Source organism: Leisingera sp. ABD4_442 (assembly GCF_056160905.1).
The window spans coordinates 56,317-71,727 of the sequence record NZ_JBSWYB010000006.1; the positions used below are offsets into that span (position 1 = coordinate 56,317).

Annotated in this window: 15 protein-coding genes; 10 read left to right on the forward strand and 5 right to left on the reverse strand. The window is 59.7% G+C overall.

The window, feature by feature from the left end:
- The 3 genes from ACXAHG_RS07060 to ACXAHG_RS07070 all read right to left on the reverse strand — a co-directional run bounded on the left by ACXAHG_RS07060 (nucleotide 1) and on the right by ACXAHG_RS07070 (nucleotide 2,051).
- Nucleotides 1-285, reverse strand: a complete 285-nt coding sequence (locus ACXAHG_RS07060; protein WP_475040139.1) for an SCP2 sterol-binding domain-containing protein — start codon at nucleotides 283-285, stop codon at nucleotides 1-3.
- Nucleotides 286-363: 78 nt separating this feature from the next.
- Nucleotides 364-828 (reverse strand): DUF1810 domain-containing protein, encoded by a 465-nt coding sequence (locus ACXAHG_RS07065; protein WP_475056560.1) that lies wholly within the window; start codon nucleotides 826-828, stop codon nucleotides 364-366.
- Nucleotides 825-2,051, reverse strand: coding sequence for an argininosuccinate synthase (locus tag ACXAHG_RS07070; protein WP_475056561.1), 1,227 nt, complete (start codon nucleotides 2,049-2,051; stop codon nucleotides 825-827). The genes ACXAHG_RS07065 and ACXAHG_RS07070 overlap by 4 nt, the downstream gene beginning before the upstream one ends.
- 137 nt (nucleotides 2,052-2,188) lie before the next feature.
- Here ACXAHG_RS07070 and ACXAHG_RS07075 point away from each other — a divergent pair, with 137 nt between their 5' ends.
- Together ACXAHG_RS07075 and ilvA are read left to right on the forward strand one after the other, a co-directional pair.
- Entirely contained in the window at nucleotides 2,189-2,962 is a 774-nt protein-coding gene (locus ACXAHG_RS07075) for a hypothetical protein (RefSeq protein WP_475056562.1), read from the forward strand.
- Between the two features lie 73 nt (nucleotides 2,963-3,035).
- The gene (ilvA, locus tag ACXAHG_RS07080; protein ID WP_475056564.1) at nucleotides 3,036-4,262 is read left to right on the forward strand and encodes a threonine ammonia-lyase IlvA; all 1,227 of its coding nucleotides are present in this window, start codon (nucleotides 3,036-3,038) and stop codon (nucleotides 4,260-4,262) included.
- Nucleotides 4,263-4,275: 13 nt separating this feature from the next.
- Here ilvA and ACXAHG_RS07085 read toward each other — a convergent pair whose 3' ends face one another.
- Nucleotides 4,276-4,599 (reverse strand): Hpt domain-containing protein, encoded by a 324-nt coding sequence (locus tag ACXAHG_RS07085; protein ID WP_475040144.1) that lies wholly within the window; start codon nucleotides 4,597-4,599, stop codon nucleotides 4,276-4,278.
- A gap of 188 nt (nucleotides 4,600-4,787) precedes the next feature.
- Between ACXAHG_RS07085 and ACXAHG_RS07090 the strand changes: the two genes are divergently transcribed.
- Nucleotides 4,788-6,041 carry a PP2C family protein-serine/threonine phosphatase gene (locus ACXAHG_RS07090; protein WP_475045182.1) on the forward strand — a complete coding sequence of 418 codons (1,254 nt, stop codon included), beginning with the start codon at nucleotides 4,788-4,790 and terminating at the stop codon, nucleotides 6,039-6,041.
- A gap of 78 nt (nucleotides 6,042-6,119) precedes the next feature.
- Here ACXAHG_RS07090 and ACXAHG_RS07095 read toward each other — a convergent pair whose 3' ends face one another.
- Nucleotides 6,120-6,563 (reverse strand): NUDIX hydrolase, encoded by a 444-nt coding sequence (locus tag ACXAHG_RS07095; RefSeq protein WP_475056565.1) that lies wholly within the window; start codon nucleotides 6,561-6,563, stop codon nucleotides 6,120-6,122.
- Nucleotides 6,564-6,640: 77 nt separating this feature from the next.
- On the opposite strand from ACXAHG_RS07095, the gene hslO reads away from it, so the two are divergent.
- The 7 genes from hslO (at nucleotide 6,641) to ACXAHG_RS07130 (ending at nucleotide 15,394) form a co-directional block, all read left to right on the forward strand.
- The gene (gene hslO, locus ACXAHG_RS07100) at nucleotides 6,641-7,627 is read left to right on the forward strand and encodes an Hsp33 family molecular chaperone HslO (RefSeq protein ID WP_475040146.1); all 987 of its coding nucleotides are present in this window, start codon (nucleotides 6,641-6,643) and stop codon (nucleotides 7,625-7,627) included.
- Nucleotides 7,602-8,228: a CoA pyrophosphatase gene (locus tag ACXAHG_RS07105; protein ID WP_475040147.1), complete on the forward strand. Its 627-nt coding sequence runs from the start codon at nucleotides 7,602-7,604 to the stop codon at nucleotides 8,226-8,228. The genes hslO and ACXAHG_RS07105 overlap by 26 nt, the downstream gene beginning before the upstream one ends.
- Nucleotides 8,228-9,379, forward strand: a complete 1,152-nt coding sequence (locus ACXAHG_RS07110) for a CCA tRNA nucleotidyltransferase (protein WP_475040148.1) — start codon at nucleotides 8,228-8,230, stop codon at nucleotides 9,377-9,379. Before ACXAHG_RS07105 ends, ACXAHG_RS07110 begins: the two co-directional genes overlap by 1 nt.
- 219 nt (nucleotides 9,380-9,598) lie before the next feature.
- Nucleotides 9,599-11,437: an ABC transporter ATP-binding protein gene (locus ACXAHG_RS07115; RefSeq protein ID WP_475040149.1), complete on the forward strand. Its 1,839-nt coding sequence runs from the start codon at nucleotides 9,599-9,601 to the stop codon at nucleotides 11,435-11,437.
- The gene (locus ACXAHG_RS07120; RefSeq protein WP_475056566.1) at nucleotides 11,434-13,281 is read left to right on the forward strand and encodes an ABC transporter ATP-binding protein; all 1,848 of its coding nucleotides are present in this window, start codon (nucleotides 11,434-11,436) and stop codon (nucleotides 13,279-13,281) included. Before ACXAHG_RS07115 ends, ACXAHG_RS07120 begins: the two co-directional genes overlap by 4 nt.
- Before the next feature lie 54 nt (nucleotides 13,282-13,335).
- Nucleotides 13,336-14,583 carry a class I SAM-dependent RNA methyltransferase gene (locus ACXAHG_RS07125; protein WP_475056568.1) on the forward strand — a complete coding sequence of 416 codons (1,248 nt, stop codon included), beginning with the start codon at nucleotides 13,336-13,338 and terminating at the stop codon, nucleotides 14,581-14,583.
- 1 nt (nucleotide 14,584) lies between these two features.
- A complete protein-coding gene (locus ACXAHG_RS07130) occupies nucleotides 14,585-15,394 on the forward strand; it encodes an ion transporter (RefSeq protein WP_475056569.1) in 810 nt (269 codons plus the stop codon).
- The last annotated feature ends 17 nt before the right edge of the window (nucleotides 15,395-15,411 follow it).

Consider the following 15,411-nt stretch of genomic DNA (forward strand, 5'->3'; position numbering starts at 1 on the left):
TCAGGAGATCAGCTTGCTGAGTTTCATGGCAACGCCCATGTCGCCTGAGATCTTGATCTTGCCCGTCATCACAGCTGTCATCGGGTTGAGCTTGCCTGTCAGCAATTTGGTCAGGCTATCGGCTGACAGCCGCAAGGTACAGTCGGTGTTCTGGTCTGTGGTGCTGGCGTTTCCGTTTGCCAGGACAATGACACCGTCCGCACCGCAGTCGAATTTGAGGGAACCGTCAAAGCTTTTGCCGGTCAAACCGTTTCGGATGAGTGCGGCAGTATCGTCCAATGCCATGTCTTACTCCCATGCTGGGAAAAGGGTTAGGCAGTAGAGGGCTCTCCGGCAATGTTGACCAAAGGGGAGGGCTGGGTGTTACCCGGCGGCAAGCGCGTCTTTGGTCAGCGGGCAGGGCTGGCCGCCATAGAATGTGCTGAGCACCTGCTGAAACTCCCTGGGCGCATCGGGTACCGCAGCGAACAATGTCATTGAGGAGCGCAGTTTCTTGGCGTCGGTATCGCCGAGGATCCGCGCGGCGTCCAAGCCCTGATGTGTCAGCATCAGCCGGCTGACTTCGACCAGGCGGGCGCGCAGTTTTTCGTGATTCAGATAGGCGGTGGCTTCTGCGAGATCTTCGATCCCGTAAAGCTGCGCCATATGGGAACGGCCGAGCTCGGCCAGCTGGGGAAAGACGAACCACATCCAGTGGCTCGTCTTTTGTCCTGCAGAGAGTTCACTCAGGACATCCGCCCATACGGTGTCCTGAGCTTCGACGAACATATCCAGCTCTTCCGCGAAATCGTCCTCGAAATCGCCATCTATGTCGTCGAAACCGCTCATTTCTTGGTGCGGCGCTCGCGGGCGGCCAGAAGTTTGAGACGCAGGGCGTTCAGCTGAATGAAGCCTGCAGCGTCCTTTTGGTCGTAGGCGCCGGCGTCTTCTTCAAAGGTCACATGCGCCTCGGAATAAAGCGAGTTCTCGGACCAGCGGCCAACGGTGTTCACCGAGCCCTTATAGAGTTTCACGCGCACGGTACCCGAAACATGGGTCTGGCTTGCGTCGATAGCAGCCTGCAGCATTTCGCGCTCCGGCGAGTACCAGAAGCCGTTGTAGATCAGCTCGGCATACTGGGGCATCAGCTGATCTTTCAAATGCATCGCGCCGCGGTCCATGGTGATGGATTCGATACCGCGGTGGGCTTCCAGCATGATGGTACCACCCGGCGTCTCGTAGATGCCGCGGGATTTCATGCCGACGAAACGGCCTTCGACCAGGTCGAGGCGGCCGATACCGTGCTTGCGGCCGTATTCGTTCAGTGCGGTCAGAATGGTGGCCGGCGACATCGCTTCGCCGTTTATGGCAACCGGATCGCCCTTTTCGAAGGTGATCTCGATAAATTCCGGGGTGTCGGGTGCTTCTTCCGGGTGCACGGTGCGCTGGTAGACATAGTCGGGCGCCATTTCCGCCGGGTCTTCCAGAACTTTGCCTTCGGAGGAGGTGTGCAGCAGGTTTGCGTCGACCGAGAAGGGGGCCTCGCCGCGCTTGTCCTTGGCGATCGGGATCTGATGCGACTCGGCGAACTCCAGCAGCTTGGTGCGGGAGGACAGGTCCCACTCGCGCCAGGGCGCGATCACCTTGATGTCGGGGTTCAGCGCATAAGCTGCCAGTTCGAAACGGACCTGATCGTTGCCTTTGCCGGTGGCGCCATGGGATACCGCGTCGGCGCCGGTGGCTTCGGCGATCTCAACCAGGCGCTTGGAGATCAGCGGGCGGGCGATGGAGGTGCCCAGCAGGTAGAGGCCCTCGTAAACCGCGTTGGCGCGGAACATCGGGAAGACGAAGTCGCGGACAAATTCCTCGCGCACATCTTCGATGAAGATGTTCTCCGGCTTGATGCCCAGCATTTCCGCTTTCTTGCGGGCGGGCTCCAGCTCTTCACCCTGGCCGAGGTCGGCAGTGAAGGTGACAACTTCGCAGCCGTATTCGGTCTGCAGCCATTTCAGGATGATCGAGGTGTCGAGGCCGCCGGAATAGGCGAGCACAACTTTCTTGGGCGCGGACATGGAATTCCCTCTCAGGTCAGAACGCCTGCGGCGTAGCGGGTTTTGCCCGGAAGGGCAAGGTTATCCGGGGTTTTCTAATCCGCCGGGCACGCATAACGTGCGCGGAAAAACAGAACGATCTATTGGAGCACGCACGTATGAAAGGCTGGTCAATTTTTGCGCACTCAGTGCGCATGGTACTTAGGAACTTCGAATGGGCGGTTAGAATTGCCTTTGTGCCTGCCTTGATCGGTGTAGTTCTCATTTATGCTGCGCTCAGCTCAACGGGGCAGTCGATCACAATGTTCTGGGATGAGAAGGCTCTGTCGGATGCATTGCAATCCGGCAAGCTTGGGCTCTCCTTTATTGCCGCCACGCTGATTTTCGCAGCGGTTCAGTTTTGGATTTTTGTGGCATGGCATCGGTTCATTCTGTTGGAAGAGTATCCAACAAGCTGGCTTCCTGCTTTCAAGGGCGATCGGATATTGGCTTATTTCGGACACATGTTGCTCATCGGGTTTCTTGTGATTGTGCTTTATCTCCCAATGTTGCTCCTCGTTAACGGGCTTATCGCGGCGATGGGGCCGGGAGGACTGGTGCCCATGCTTCTATTGATCGCTGGGTACTCAATTTTTGTTCTGATAGCGATGTACCGTTTGCTCCCGGTTTTGCCCGCTGTGGCCATTGGCCGTCCGCTTTTGCTGCGTGTGTCCTGGAAAGCGACGTCCGGGTCCTCCGGCACAATCTTTGTTGTGCTCCTCCTGTTGGGGGTGCTGCAGCTTTTGCTGCAGTTCGTTTCTGGCTTGTCGGTTGCAGTGTTTGCTCCTCTTGGGTTTGTCTTTTCTGCGCTTGCCTTTCTGGTCATGTCTTTGCTGAGCGTCAGTGTTCTCACCACGTTCTATGGCCATTTTGTCGAAGACCGTCCGATCTAAACTCCCGGTATTCTTATGTATGCTTCGCACCCGCCCCTTGCCTTGGGGGCGGGCTTGCGCCACTGAATGAGCCATGAGCGATTTCAAGACCCAGGCCCGCAAGGCCGAGGCGGCGATGCGCGATGTGTTTCCGCCCACGCCGCTTCAACGCAATGTGCATCTGTCCGAGCGTTTCGGCGCCGACATCTATCTGAAGCGCGAGGACCTGAGTCCGGTCCGCTCCTACAAGATTCGCGGCGCGCTGAACGCGATGCGCAAGCAGCCGGATCAGGAGCTGTTTGTCTGTGCCTCGGCCGGCAATCACGCGCAGGGCGTGGCCTTCATGTGCCGCCACATGGGAAAGCGCGGGGTGATCTTCATGCCGGTCACCACGCCGCAGCAGAAGATTCAGAAGACCCGGATGTTTGGTGGCGAGAACATCGAGATCCATCTGGTTGGCGACTACTTCGACATCTGCCTGGCGGCGGCGCAGGAATGGTGCGCGCAGGAAGGCGGGCATTTCCTGTCACCCTTTGACGACGCGGATGTGATCGAAGGTCAGGCCTCTATTGCGGTCGAGATCGAAGATCAGCTGGGCAAGCAGCCGGATCACGTTTTGCTGCCGGTTGGCGGCGGCGGCATGTCTGCGGGGGTTTCCTCTTGGTTTGGCGAGGATGTGCACAGCCTTTTCGTGGAGCCGGAGGGCGGCGCTTGTCTGCGCGCTGCACTGGCTGCGGGCAAACCGGTGCCGCTGGACATTGTCGACACCTTTGTCGATGGCGCTGCGGTGGGGCGGATTGGAGATTTGCCCTTTGATATTCTTAAGGGTGTGCCGCTGCCGGATGTGCTGGCGATTTTCGAGGACAGGATCTGTGCCACCATCATCGAGATGCTGAACGTTGAAGGCATCGTGCTGGAACCGGCCGGCGCTTTGTCGGTCGAGGCATTGCAGGATGTGCGCTCCTGGATCCGCGGCAAGACTGTGGTTTGCGTGACCTCAGGCGGTAACTTTGATTTTGAGCGGCTGCCCGAGGTCAAGGAACGGGCGCAGCGCTATTCGGGGGTGAAGAAGTATTTCATCCTGCGCCTGCCGCAACGGCCTGGCGCGCTGAAGGAGTTTCTGGGTATCCTGGGCCCGGAGGATGATATAGCCAGGTTTGAATACATGAAGAAGTCGGCCCGTAACTTTGGTTCGGTGCTGATCGGCATTGAAACCAAGCGGCCGGAGAATTTCGAGCTGTTGTTTGAGAGGCTTGAGGCAGCAGGGATGACATTCACAGATATTACCCAGGATGAAACCCTGGCGCAGTTTGTGATCTGATAGAGCAGATCTGTCAGAAACGTTCAGCAAGCCCGGTAAGAAAAGCGGTCTTGGAATCCTGAAACTTGGCAACGATCGCCGGGATATCAACACTCTCTGCTTCGCCCTGCGAGGACTTGCGTTCGCCATCCAGGCAAAGTGAGGAAAATTCTGAGAAGCCTAGGTTGAGTGCACTGCCTTTCAGGAAATGCAGATCCTGCTCGAGCTGAGCCCGGTCGCCGCTCTCCAGCTTGCCAATGACCTCCTCAACCTCTTCGAGGAAGATTTCAACAACCTCCTCAAAGTCTTCGGCGCCAACTTCCTCACGCAGTTCTGTCACACGCGGCCAGTCAATCATGTCTCAAAGTCCCTACGGTCAGTCGCCTTGTGCAATTTCTTAAGTTGATTGCAGTAAAAATATAGTGAAATAAAGGGGGAAGCTCAAATTTTAGGTTTCACCGCCTGTTAAATCTCTGGACCGATAGTATCACAAGATCGTCTGATTTTGCCATTTGTGAGGTGCCTTCGGTGCTGCCAGAAAGTTCGATGGACAACGAGGACCACACAGTGGCCGGATCAATACGCCGTGTGCTGGTTGTCGACGACAGCCGACTGCAAAGACGCATCCTTGTGGCTTCCCTCAAAAAATGGGGATTCGAGGTTGTCGAGGCCGAGAGCGGCGAGGCGGCGATGGAGATCTGTGAGGCGGAAACCCCGGACCTGATCCTCAGCGACTGGATGATGCCGGGCATGAACGGTTTGGAGTTCTGCCGTGCCTTCCGAAACCGTTCCAGCGAAGATTATGCTTATTTCATCCTGCTGACCTCCAAGAGCGAAAAAAACGAAGTTGCCGAAGGACTTGACGCCGGTGCCGATGATTTTCTCACCAAACCGGTGAGCTCGGACGAACTGCGCGCGCGAATTTCGGCGGGCGAGCGGATTCTGCGGATGCAGCGGGAATTGTCCGAGAAAAACCGCATTGTCTCCGAGACGCTGGGGGAACTGCAGCGGGTTTATGATGCGATCGACAAGGACCTGATCCAGGCCCGCAAGATTCAGGAATCGCTGGTGCCGGAACTGTCGAAGGATTTTGGCTCTTCCACCGTCAGCCTTCTGCTGAAACCCTGTGGTCACATCGGTGGCGATTTGGTCGGTATGTTCTCCCCCGGTGTGAACCGAATCGGCTTTTACTCGATCGACGTTTCAGGCCATGGCATCACCTCAGCGATGATGACAGCGCGTTTGGGCGGTTACTTGTCTTCGAATTATTTTGATCAGAACGTCGGCATGGAGAAACGCTTTAACCGCTTCTATGCCCTGCGCCAGCCCGAGGAAGTAGCGAGCCTTCTGAATGCCAGGCTGATTGCCGATACCGGGATCGAGGAATATTTCACCATGGCCTATTGCATCGCGGATCTGCGGAGCGGGGTCATCAAGATGGTGCAGGCCGGCCATCCGCACCCCCTGCTGATGCGCAAGAACGGGGATTTGGAATTCATTGGCCAGGGTGGTGTGCCCGTGGGCCTGGTCCCTGACATCGGGTACAGCCAGGAAGAGTTCATCATGGAAAAGGGTGACCGTCTGCTGCTGTTTTCTGACGGCTTTACCGAGGCCCGCCTGGAAAACGGTTCGATGCTCGAACCCGAGGGCTTGCTCGATCTTGTTAAGAAATGCGGCCCGGAGCAGAATGGCAAGGAATTCCTGGACGATCTGTATTGGCATCTAACCCAGGTGATGAGCAAGGAACACGGCCTTGAAGACGACGTTTCAGCCACCTTGTTCGAGTATCAGGGCCCCTGAGTTTTCCAAGCAGCAACTCGACAGACATACCCCGGCTGCGGCTGGGCTTTTGTGTTTTTGAGACAGTTGAAAGACGCATCAGATACGTGCGGCCAGCAATGCGGCGAAATGGCGGTCGCCGGCATTGCCCAGCCGAACAGCTGCATCCTGCGGGTCCATCCACAGCGCCTCATGCCCTTCTTCCAGCGGCGGGCCTAGCCGGCGCAGGGGTCTGGCGACATAGATGTGGCACAGCTTTTCGGCCCATAGGTCGTATTCCGGCATATAAGCAAATCGCCGGAACACGCCCAGTTTGCGCGGCGTGGAGATCTTCCAGCCGGTTTCCTCGTAAACCTCGCGGTGCAGGGCAGGAATGGGTGATTCGCCTGGATCAATGCCGCCGCCGGGCAATTGCAAATCGGGATCCGGATCATACTGGCAGGTGACCAGCAGCTTGCCGTCCCGCGGCAGTAGTGCATAGGCGCCAGGGCGTCTGCGGTAGGCCTGGCCTTTCTGAGGTGTCTCGCCAAATCGTCTGATCACGGGCCTGCCTCTTCACTCTGCTGCCGTTTCTCCTATATAGCCCCGGTATGCCAATCCCCGGCGCGTAAGGAAACCCCATGACCATTGGTTCGAAAATCGCGTGGGACGACACCGTCCTGCCCTTCCAGCTTGATGCATCCGACATGCGCGGCCGCGTGGCGCGGCTGGACGGCGTGCTGGATGGTATCCTCAAACAGCATGACTACCCGCCAGTGGTCGAGGCGCTGGTCGCCGAGATGGCGCTGCTGACGGCGCTTATTGGTCAGACCATCTCGCTGCGCTGGAAACTGTCGCTGCAGGTGCAGTCCAAAGGCGCGGTGCGGATGATCGCAACTGATTACTATGCGCCGCAGAAGGAAGGTGAGATTGGCCAGATCCGTGCCTATGCCAGTTTTGACCGCGACCGGCTGACCGATGGCGACCCGTTCGAGCAGGTGGGCGAGGGCTATTTCGCAATCCTGATCGACCAGGGCAACGGGACCCAGCCGTACCAAGGCATCACGCCGCTGGCCGGCGGTTCGCTGAGCGCCTGTGCCGAGGCCTATTTTGCCCAGTCCGAGCAGCTGCCGACCATGTTCAAGCTGAGCTTTGGCAAATCTGCCGAACCCGGCGTGGCCGAGCATTGGCGCGCCGGCGGTGTCATGCTGCAGAGCATGCCCAAGGCGTCGCCTTTTGCCGCCCAGGGCGAAGGGTCCGGCGAGGTCCTGCAGGCCAGCGATCTGGTTTCCGGCGACGAGGAAGAGAATTGGAACCGTGCCACCATGCTGCTGAACACGGTGGAAGCACTGGAACTGATCGGCCCCTCAGTCACCCCGACTGATCTGCTGATCCGATTGTTTCACGAGGAACAACCGCGGGTCTATGACTTCCAGCCGGTCCGGTTCGGCTGCACCTGCTCAGAAGACCGGGTGCGCCAAAGCCTGTCGATTTACTCGTCCAAGGACATCGAGAAGATGACCACCGACGATGGACGGGTGACCGCCGACTGCCAGTTCTGCGGTGCGCATTACGATCTGGACCCGTCCTCGCTCGGGTTTGATGCGGAAAATCCGCCCAGTGAGTGAGACCTCCCAGGATCTCACCGAAAGACTTGCCGCCGCGCTGGGCAAACCGGGCGGCTGTTCTTCCGATTTTGACCTCAACCCGGGCACTGTGCTGCCGGAGGGCCGCAAGCTGCGGCCCGCCGGGGTATTGGTGCCGGTCTCCCTGGCGTCAGGCGCGCCGCGGCTGATCCTGACCAAACGCTCTTCTGCGCTGAAACACCACCCCGGCCAGATCGCCTTTCCCGGCGGCAAGGTGGACGCCGGCGATGCGGACGCCCGCGCTGCCGCGCTGCGCGAGGCCTGGGAGGAAATCGGCCTGCCGCAGGACCTGCCGCAGATCATTGGCTGCCTGCCGGAGCATGAAACGGTGACCGGTTTTTCCGTCACCCCGGTTGTTGCGCTGATCCAGGAAGCGTTCATGGCGCGCCCGGAAGCAGGCGAAGTGGCGGAGGTCTTTTCGGTTCCGCTATCGCATGTGCTGGAGCCGGAAAACTACATTATCGAATCCCGGCGCTGGCGCGCCACCCGCCGCCGCTATTATACCGTACCCTATGGCCCTTACTATATATGGGGTGCCACCGCGCGGATGCTGCGCGGGCTGGCGGCGCGGATGGAGAAATAATGCGGATAGATCAGCCCTGGCTGAAGGACCCGGCGACCCAAGCGGTTTGCAAGGCTGTGAATGCGGATGGCGCGCAGGTGCTGTTTGTCGGCGGATGCGTGCGCAATGCGCTGCTGGGGGAGCCGGTCTCGGACATGGACATCGCCACCGATGCCCTGCCAGAGCAGGTTATAGAGCTGGCGGCGCGGGCCGGGATAAAGGCGGTCCCGACCGGCATCGACCATGGCACCGTGACGCTGGTGAAAAACGGCATCCCGCACGAGATCACCACCTTCCGCAAGGATGTGGCGACTGATGGCCGCCGCGCCGTGGTGGCGTTTTCGAAAGATATTACTGAGGACGCACGCCGCCGCGACTTCACCATGAACGCGATTTACGCGCGCCCGGATGGCGAGGTGGTGGACCCGCTGGGCGGGATGGCAGACCTGCAGGCGCGCCGGGTGCGATTTATCGGCACCGCGGAGAACCGCATCCGTGAGGATTACCTGCGGTCTTTGCGGTATTTCCGCTTCCATTCCTGGTATGGCGATCCTGCCGCAGGATTTGATGCGGATGCTTTGGCAGCAATCGCCTCAAACCTGGATGGGCTGGCGACACTGTCCAAGGAGCGCGTCGGCGCCGAGCTGTTGAAACTTCTGGCTGCGCCGGATCCCGCGCCTTCGGTTGCAGCAATGCGGCAAGCGGGTGTATTGGCACAAGTCCTGCCGGGCGCGGATGACCGTGCCTTGGCACCGCTGGTTCATCTGGAAGGGGACCGGACGGCGTCCGGTATCCGCCGCCTAGCGGCGCTGGGCGGAGAGGGGCTGCAGGAGGCGTTGCGGCTCAGCAAGGCGCAGACGTCCCATTTGAAGGCCATCCGCGAAGCCGCAGCAGGCACGTCCGGAGCGGGGGAGCTGGGCTACAGGCTGGGCGCAGAACAGGCATTGGATGCGCTGCTGCTGCGGGCTGCTTTGCTGGAGCAGCCTGTATTGCCCAATTTAGAGACTGGTATTGCACTGGGTGCAGATGCCGCCTTTCCGGTGAAGGCCCGTGATCTTCTGCCGGATTTCAAAGGTCCTGCGCTGGGCGCGGCCTTGAAAAAGCTTGAAGCTGATTGGATCGCTTCGGGCTTCACTTTGAGCCGGGAAACGCTGCTGGCCTCTCTCCGCTGACACACCCTGTCAGCAGCGTCACAACCGTAAGGGGGTGACAAAGCAAAATATCTTGCTTAAGCCTAGGTCAGCCACCACATGACGGGAGGAATGCTGATGTATTACGGGATCTGGTTTCTCTAACGCCTGAGACCTTGCCCCGTTTGACGTGGGAGCCTTGGGCGGCCCGCTGTCTTCATCTGTATTCCAAAATAATGCTCGAACGCCTGGAGCACCCGCATGTTTCGCTTCTTTGAAAACCTCATTGACCCTTATTGCGCCTACCCCGAGACCGACACGCCGCCGACGCGGCTGTGGCCGTTTCTGCGCGATTATTCCAAGCCGTTTAAAACCGTCTTTGTCCTGACTGCGCTGATGTCGGTGATTGTCGCCGCGATCGAGGTCGGGCTGATCTACTACATGGGCCGGGTGGTGGACATCATGTCCGGCACGCCGGAGCAGGTTTGGGAGGACTACGGGACCGAGCTGATCCTGGTGGCCTTGTTCATCCTGCTGTTGCGGCCGCTGATCCAGTTCCTGGACGTGGTTCTGCTGAACAACGCAATCCTGCCGAACTATGGCACGCTGATCCGCTGGCGCGCGCACAAGCACGTGCTGCGCCAGTCGGTCGGCTGGTTCGAAAACGATTTTGCCGGCCGCATCGCCAACCGCATCATGCAGACCCCGCCTGCGGCGGGGGAGGTGATCTTTCAGGTCTTCGACGCGATTACTTTTTCGCTGGCTTATCTGGTGGGTGCGGCAGTGCTGTTGTGGGTCGCCGATGTGCGTTTGATGCTGCCGCTGGCGATCTGGTTCGGCCTTTACGCTTTGCTGGTGATGTGGACGGTCAAGCGGGTGGGGCCGGCCAGCCAGGCGTCCTCGGATGCGCGCTCCACCGTGACGGGGCGGGTGGTCGACAGCTATTCCAACATCCATTCGGTCAAGATGTTTGCGCATCACGACCACGAGTTGACCTATGCCCGCGATGCGATCGAGAACACCCGTAAGACCTTCCAGGCAGAGATGCGGATTTTCACCGTTATGGATGCGGCATTGGTCACGCTGAACGGGCTGCTGATTGTCGGTGTGGTCGGCTGGGCGGTGATGCTGTGGATGCAGGGCACGGCGTCGGTTGGATTGGTTGCGGCTGCAACGGCGCTGACCTTGCGGCTGAACGCGATGACCGGCTGGATTATGTGGGCGCTGACCTCCTTCTTCCGCCAGTTGGGTGTGGTGGCCGAGGGCATGGAAACCATCGCTCAGCCTATCGACTTGGTGGATGCCGCCAATGCTGACCCGCTGCGGCTGGTTCAGGGAGAGATCGAACTGCGCAATCTTTCGCACCACTACGGGCGCACGGCTGGTGGTTTGGACAAGATCAGCATGACTATCCGCCCGGGGGAGAAAATCGGTCTGATTGGGCGCTCAGGTGCCGGCAAGTCGACCTTGGTGAAGTTGCTGTTGCGGTTCTATGACGCCGAAAGCGGCCAGATCCTGATCGACGGCCAGGACATCCGCGCGGTAACGCAGGACTCCTTGCGCAGCCGGATCGGAATGGTGCAGCAGGACAGCGCGCTGATGCACCGCTCGGTGCGGGACAACCTGCTGTATGGCCGACCCAATGCCACCGAGGCGCAGATGATCGCCGCCGCCAAACAGGCCCAGGCGCATGACTTCATCCTGGATCTGGAGGACCCGCAGGGGCGCAAGGGATATGACGCCCATGTGGGCGAGCGTGGGGTGAAACTGTCCGGCGGCCAGCGCCAGCGGGTTACGCTTGCACGGGTTATCTTGAAGGATGCGCCGATTCTGGTCCTGGATGAGGCAACCTCGGCGCTGGACTCTGAGGTGGAAGCTGCCATTCAGGAGACCCTTTATGGCATGATGCAGGGCAAGACGGTGATCGCGATTGCACATAGGCTGTCCACCATCGCGCAGATGGACCGTATCCTGGTGATGGATCAGGGCCGTATAGTTGAAGAAGGCTCGCATGAGGCGCTATTGCAGGCGCAGGGGCTGTATGCACAGCTCTGGGCGCGTCAGTCCGGCGGTTTCCTGAATGTCGAGGCAGCAGAATGAACATAGGCAATTTGATCGACGCCTTCCGCCCGGCCGAGGGCCCGCCGCCGCAGCGGCTGGGGGCCTTCCTGCGCTGGTGCCTGTCCGGAGCCTGGCCGATGCTGTTCATCGCGGCTGCGTTTTCAGCGCTGGCTGGCGGGATGGAGGCGGGCACTGCCTTTATCCTCGGCATGGTGATCGACACCGCGATCGCTAGCGGACCCGAGCAGTTCTTTTCCGCAGGCAACGTCGCTGTGATTGCGCTGGCGCTGGGCTTCTTCCTGTTTGTGCGCCCGGTGCTGTTTGGTTTGTCTGCTGCATCAAATGCCATCGTGGTTCAGCCCAATGTGAACCCGCTGGTGCTGTCGCGGCTGAACCGTTGGACGCTGGGTCAGTCGGTGCGGTTCTTTGACGATGACTTCGCCGGACGGATCGCGCAAAAGCAGATGCAGACGGCAACGGCGGTGACCTCTGTCACTACTGAGATGATTAACGTCGTGGCCTTTGCCCTGGCATCGCTTGCAGGTTCATTGGCCTTGTTAGGCTCTATTGACTGGCGCATCACCGGGGTGTTTCTGGCTTGGCTGATCGGCTATTTCGCCCTGATCCGCTGGTTCTTGCCGCGCGTGCGCAAACGGTCCGGTGCGCGAGCTGGTGCGCGTGCGATGGTAACCGGCCAAGTGGTCGATTCGATCACCAACATCAAGACGGTCAAGCTGTTTGCCCATGCGGAGCATGAGGAACGCACCGCCCAGGACGCTATGGTCGCCTTCCGGGAAAAGTCGCTGCATTTCGGCTATCTCTCGGCCAGCTTCCGATTTTGTCTGATGTGCCTTGCCGGCATTCTGCCGGTGTTGCTGATCGGTGCGACCTTGTTCCTGTGGCAGTCCGGCACCGCCACCGAAGGCGACATCGTGGCTGCCGGCGCGGTCTCGATCCGCATTGCCCAGATGACCGGCTGGGTCAGCTTTACGCTGATGGCGATATATTCCAACGTGGGTGAGATCGAAAACGGGATGAAGACCCTTTCGGTGCGTGACCGCGTGGAGGACGTTCCGGATGCCACGGCGTTGCAGGTTAGCGAGGGGGGCATTGTCTTTGACCAGGTGGAGTTTGCCTATGGCCGCGACGTGGGCGGGGTGCAGGGCATCAGCCTGAAAATCCAGCCTGGCGAAAAGCTTGGCATCGTGGGGGCATCCGGCGCCGGGAAATCGACGCTCGTTTCGCTTCTGCTAAGGCTCTATGAGGGGGAAAAAGGGCAGATCCGGATTGATGGCCAGGATATTTCCGAGGTCACTCAGAACTCGTTGCGCAGCCGGATCGGCATGGTCACCCAGGAAACAGCGATGTTCAACCGCTCGGCGCGGGAGAACATTCTCTATGGACGGCCGGACGCTTCTGAAGAAGAACTGATCGCCGCGGCGGAAAAGGCCGAAGCGCATGAATTCATCACCGAACTGGAAGACGGGCAGGGGCGCCAGGGTTATGATGCCTATCTGGGTGAACGCGGTGTAAAGCTCTCGGGCGGTCAGCGGCAGCGGATTGCCCTGGCCCGCGCCATCGTCAAGGATGCGCCGATCCTGGTTCTGGATGAGGCAACCTCGGCGCTGGATTCCGAGGTGGAGGCCGCGATCCAAGCCGCCTTGCATCGGGTGATGGAGGGAAAAACGGTGCTGGCAATTGCCCACCGGCTGTCGACGCTCAGCGAAATGGACCGGATTATCGTGATGGAGAAAGGCTGCGTGGCCGAAAGCGGCAGCCATGAGGAACTGCTGGCCCTAGGCGGGCTCTATGCGCAATTCTGGGCGCGCCAGTCTGGTGGCTTTATCTGTACCGATGACGACGCAGCAGAAGCGGCTGAATAAACTTCCCCGCGCATTTTGCTTTTGCTGAACCATATGCCGCGCTATGGAGCGGCCATGACTGACGCAGCCAGAACCACAGCAACGATCAGCCGGCTGGGCCATCAGGGCGATGGCGTGGCCGATGGCCCCCTGTTTGCCCCGCGTACTTTGCCGGGGGAGACCGTCTCCGGCATTGCCGAAGGCAGCCGCCTGACCGGTATCCGGATCGAGACCCCGTCGGAGCACCGGGTGCAGCCCCCCTGCCGCCATTACAAATCCTGCGGCGGCTGCCAGCTGCAGCACGCTAGCGATGCCTTTGTGGCAGCGTGGAAGACGGAAGTGGTGCGCAACGCGCTGACGGCGCAGGGGCTGGAAACCGATTTCCGCCCCATCCACACCTCGCCGCCGCGCTCCCGCCGCCGCGCAACGCTGGCAGTGCGGCGCACCAAGAAGGGCGCGATGGCCGGGTTTCACGGCCAGGCGTCGGATGTGATCACCGAAATTCCCGATTGCCAGCTGCTGGAGCCTGCTTTGATGGCGGCAATTCCGGTGGCCGAGGCGCTGGCGTTGCCCGGTGCCAGCCGCAAGACTCCGCTGGCGGTGACCGTCACTACCTCCGAGGCCGGGTTGGACATGCTGGTCAGGAACGGCAAGCCGCTGGATGGGCCCTTGCGCATCGAACTGGCGCAGCTGGCAGAGAAACACAGGATTGCCCGGCTGACCTGGGATGACGAGCTGGTCGCGATGGAACAGCCGCCGGTGCAGCCCTTTGGCGCGGCCGGTGTCTGCCCGCCGCCAGGGGCTTTCTTGCAGGCAACACGCGAGGGCGAGAAGGCACTGCTGGCTGCTGTACTGGAAATCACCAAGGGCGCCAGGCGGATTGTCGATCTGTTTGCTGGCTGCGGCACTTTCTCGCTGCCTTTGGCGCAGTATGCTGAGGTGCATGCGGTGGAGGGCGAACGCGAGATGGTTGACGCGCTGGATGCCGGCTGGCGCAAGGCGCAGGGACTGAAGAAAGTCACCACTGAGGCCCGCGACCTTTTCCGCAACCCGCTGCTGCCTGAAGATCTGAACCCCTTTGGCGCGGCTTTTGATGCTGCGGTGATCGACCCGCCGCGGGCCGGCGCCGAGGCGCAGACCGCACAGCTGGCCAAGGCGTGCACACCGGTGATTGCCTATGTCTCTTGCAACCCGGTCAGCTTTGCCCGCGACGCCAAATCTCTGGTTTCGGCCGGCTACAGCCTTGAGTGGGTTCAGGTTGTTGACCAGTTCCGTTGGTCCGCCCATACCGAACTGGCTGCACGATTTGTTTTGAAAGACTGAAATGACGGATATCCATGCGATGACACCTACCCGCCGCCTGGCCGCTATTCTGGACAGTGAGCTTTTTGGCCGCTTCATTACTGCTGTCATTCTAATCAATGCAGTCACTTTGGGATTGGAGACGTCTCCCTCTGCCATGGCAAAGGCTGGCGGGCTGATCCACTTGATCGATTATGCCTGCTTGTCGATTTTTGTGGTTGAGATTCTGGCCAAACTGTTTGTGCGCCGTATGCGGTTCTTTCTGAGCGGCTGGAATGTCTTTGACTTTGTGATCGTCGGGATCGCACTGGCGCCCGGAACACAAGGGCTGTCAGTGCTGCGGGCATTACGTATTCTGCGGGTATTGCGGGTGATTTCGGTTGCGCCCCGTTTGCGCCGGGTGGTTGAGGGTTTCATCACCGCACTGCCGGGAATGGGCTCGGTCTTTCTTCTGATGGCGATCATTTTTTACATCGGAGCCGTGATTTCCACCAAACTGTTCGGCCAGGATTTTCCGGAATGGTTTGGTGATTTGGGCCTCAGTGCCTATTCGCTCTTCCAGATTATGACACTGGAAAGCTGGTCGATGGGCATTGTTCGTCCGGTGATGGAAGTCCATCCATACGCTTGGGCATTCTTTGTGCCCTTCATCATGGTGACAACTTTTGCTGTGGTGAACTTGCTGGTCGGCTTGATCGTCAACTCCATGCAGGATGCACATGGCGAAGAGGAAGGAGAGCGCACCGATGCCTACAGGGACGAAGTTCTGAGCCGGCTGGAGGCGATAGAGCAGAAGATTTCCGGATTGGGCGGGCCGGACAGGAAAATGTGATTTTTCTTAATTCCCGT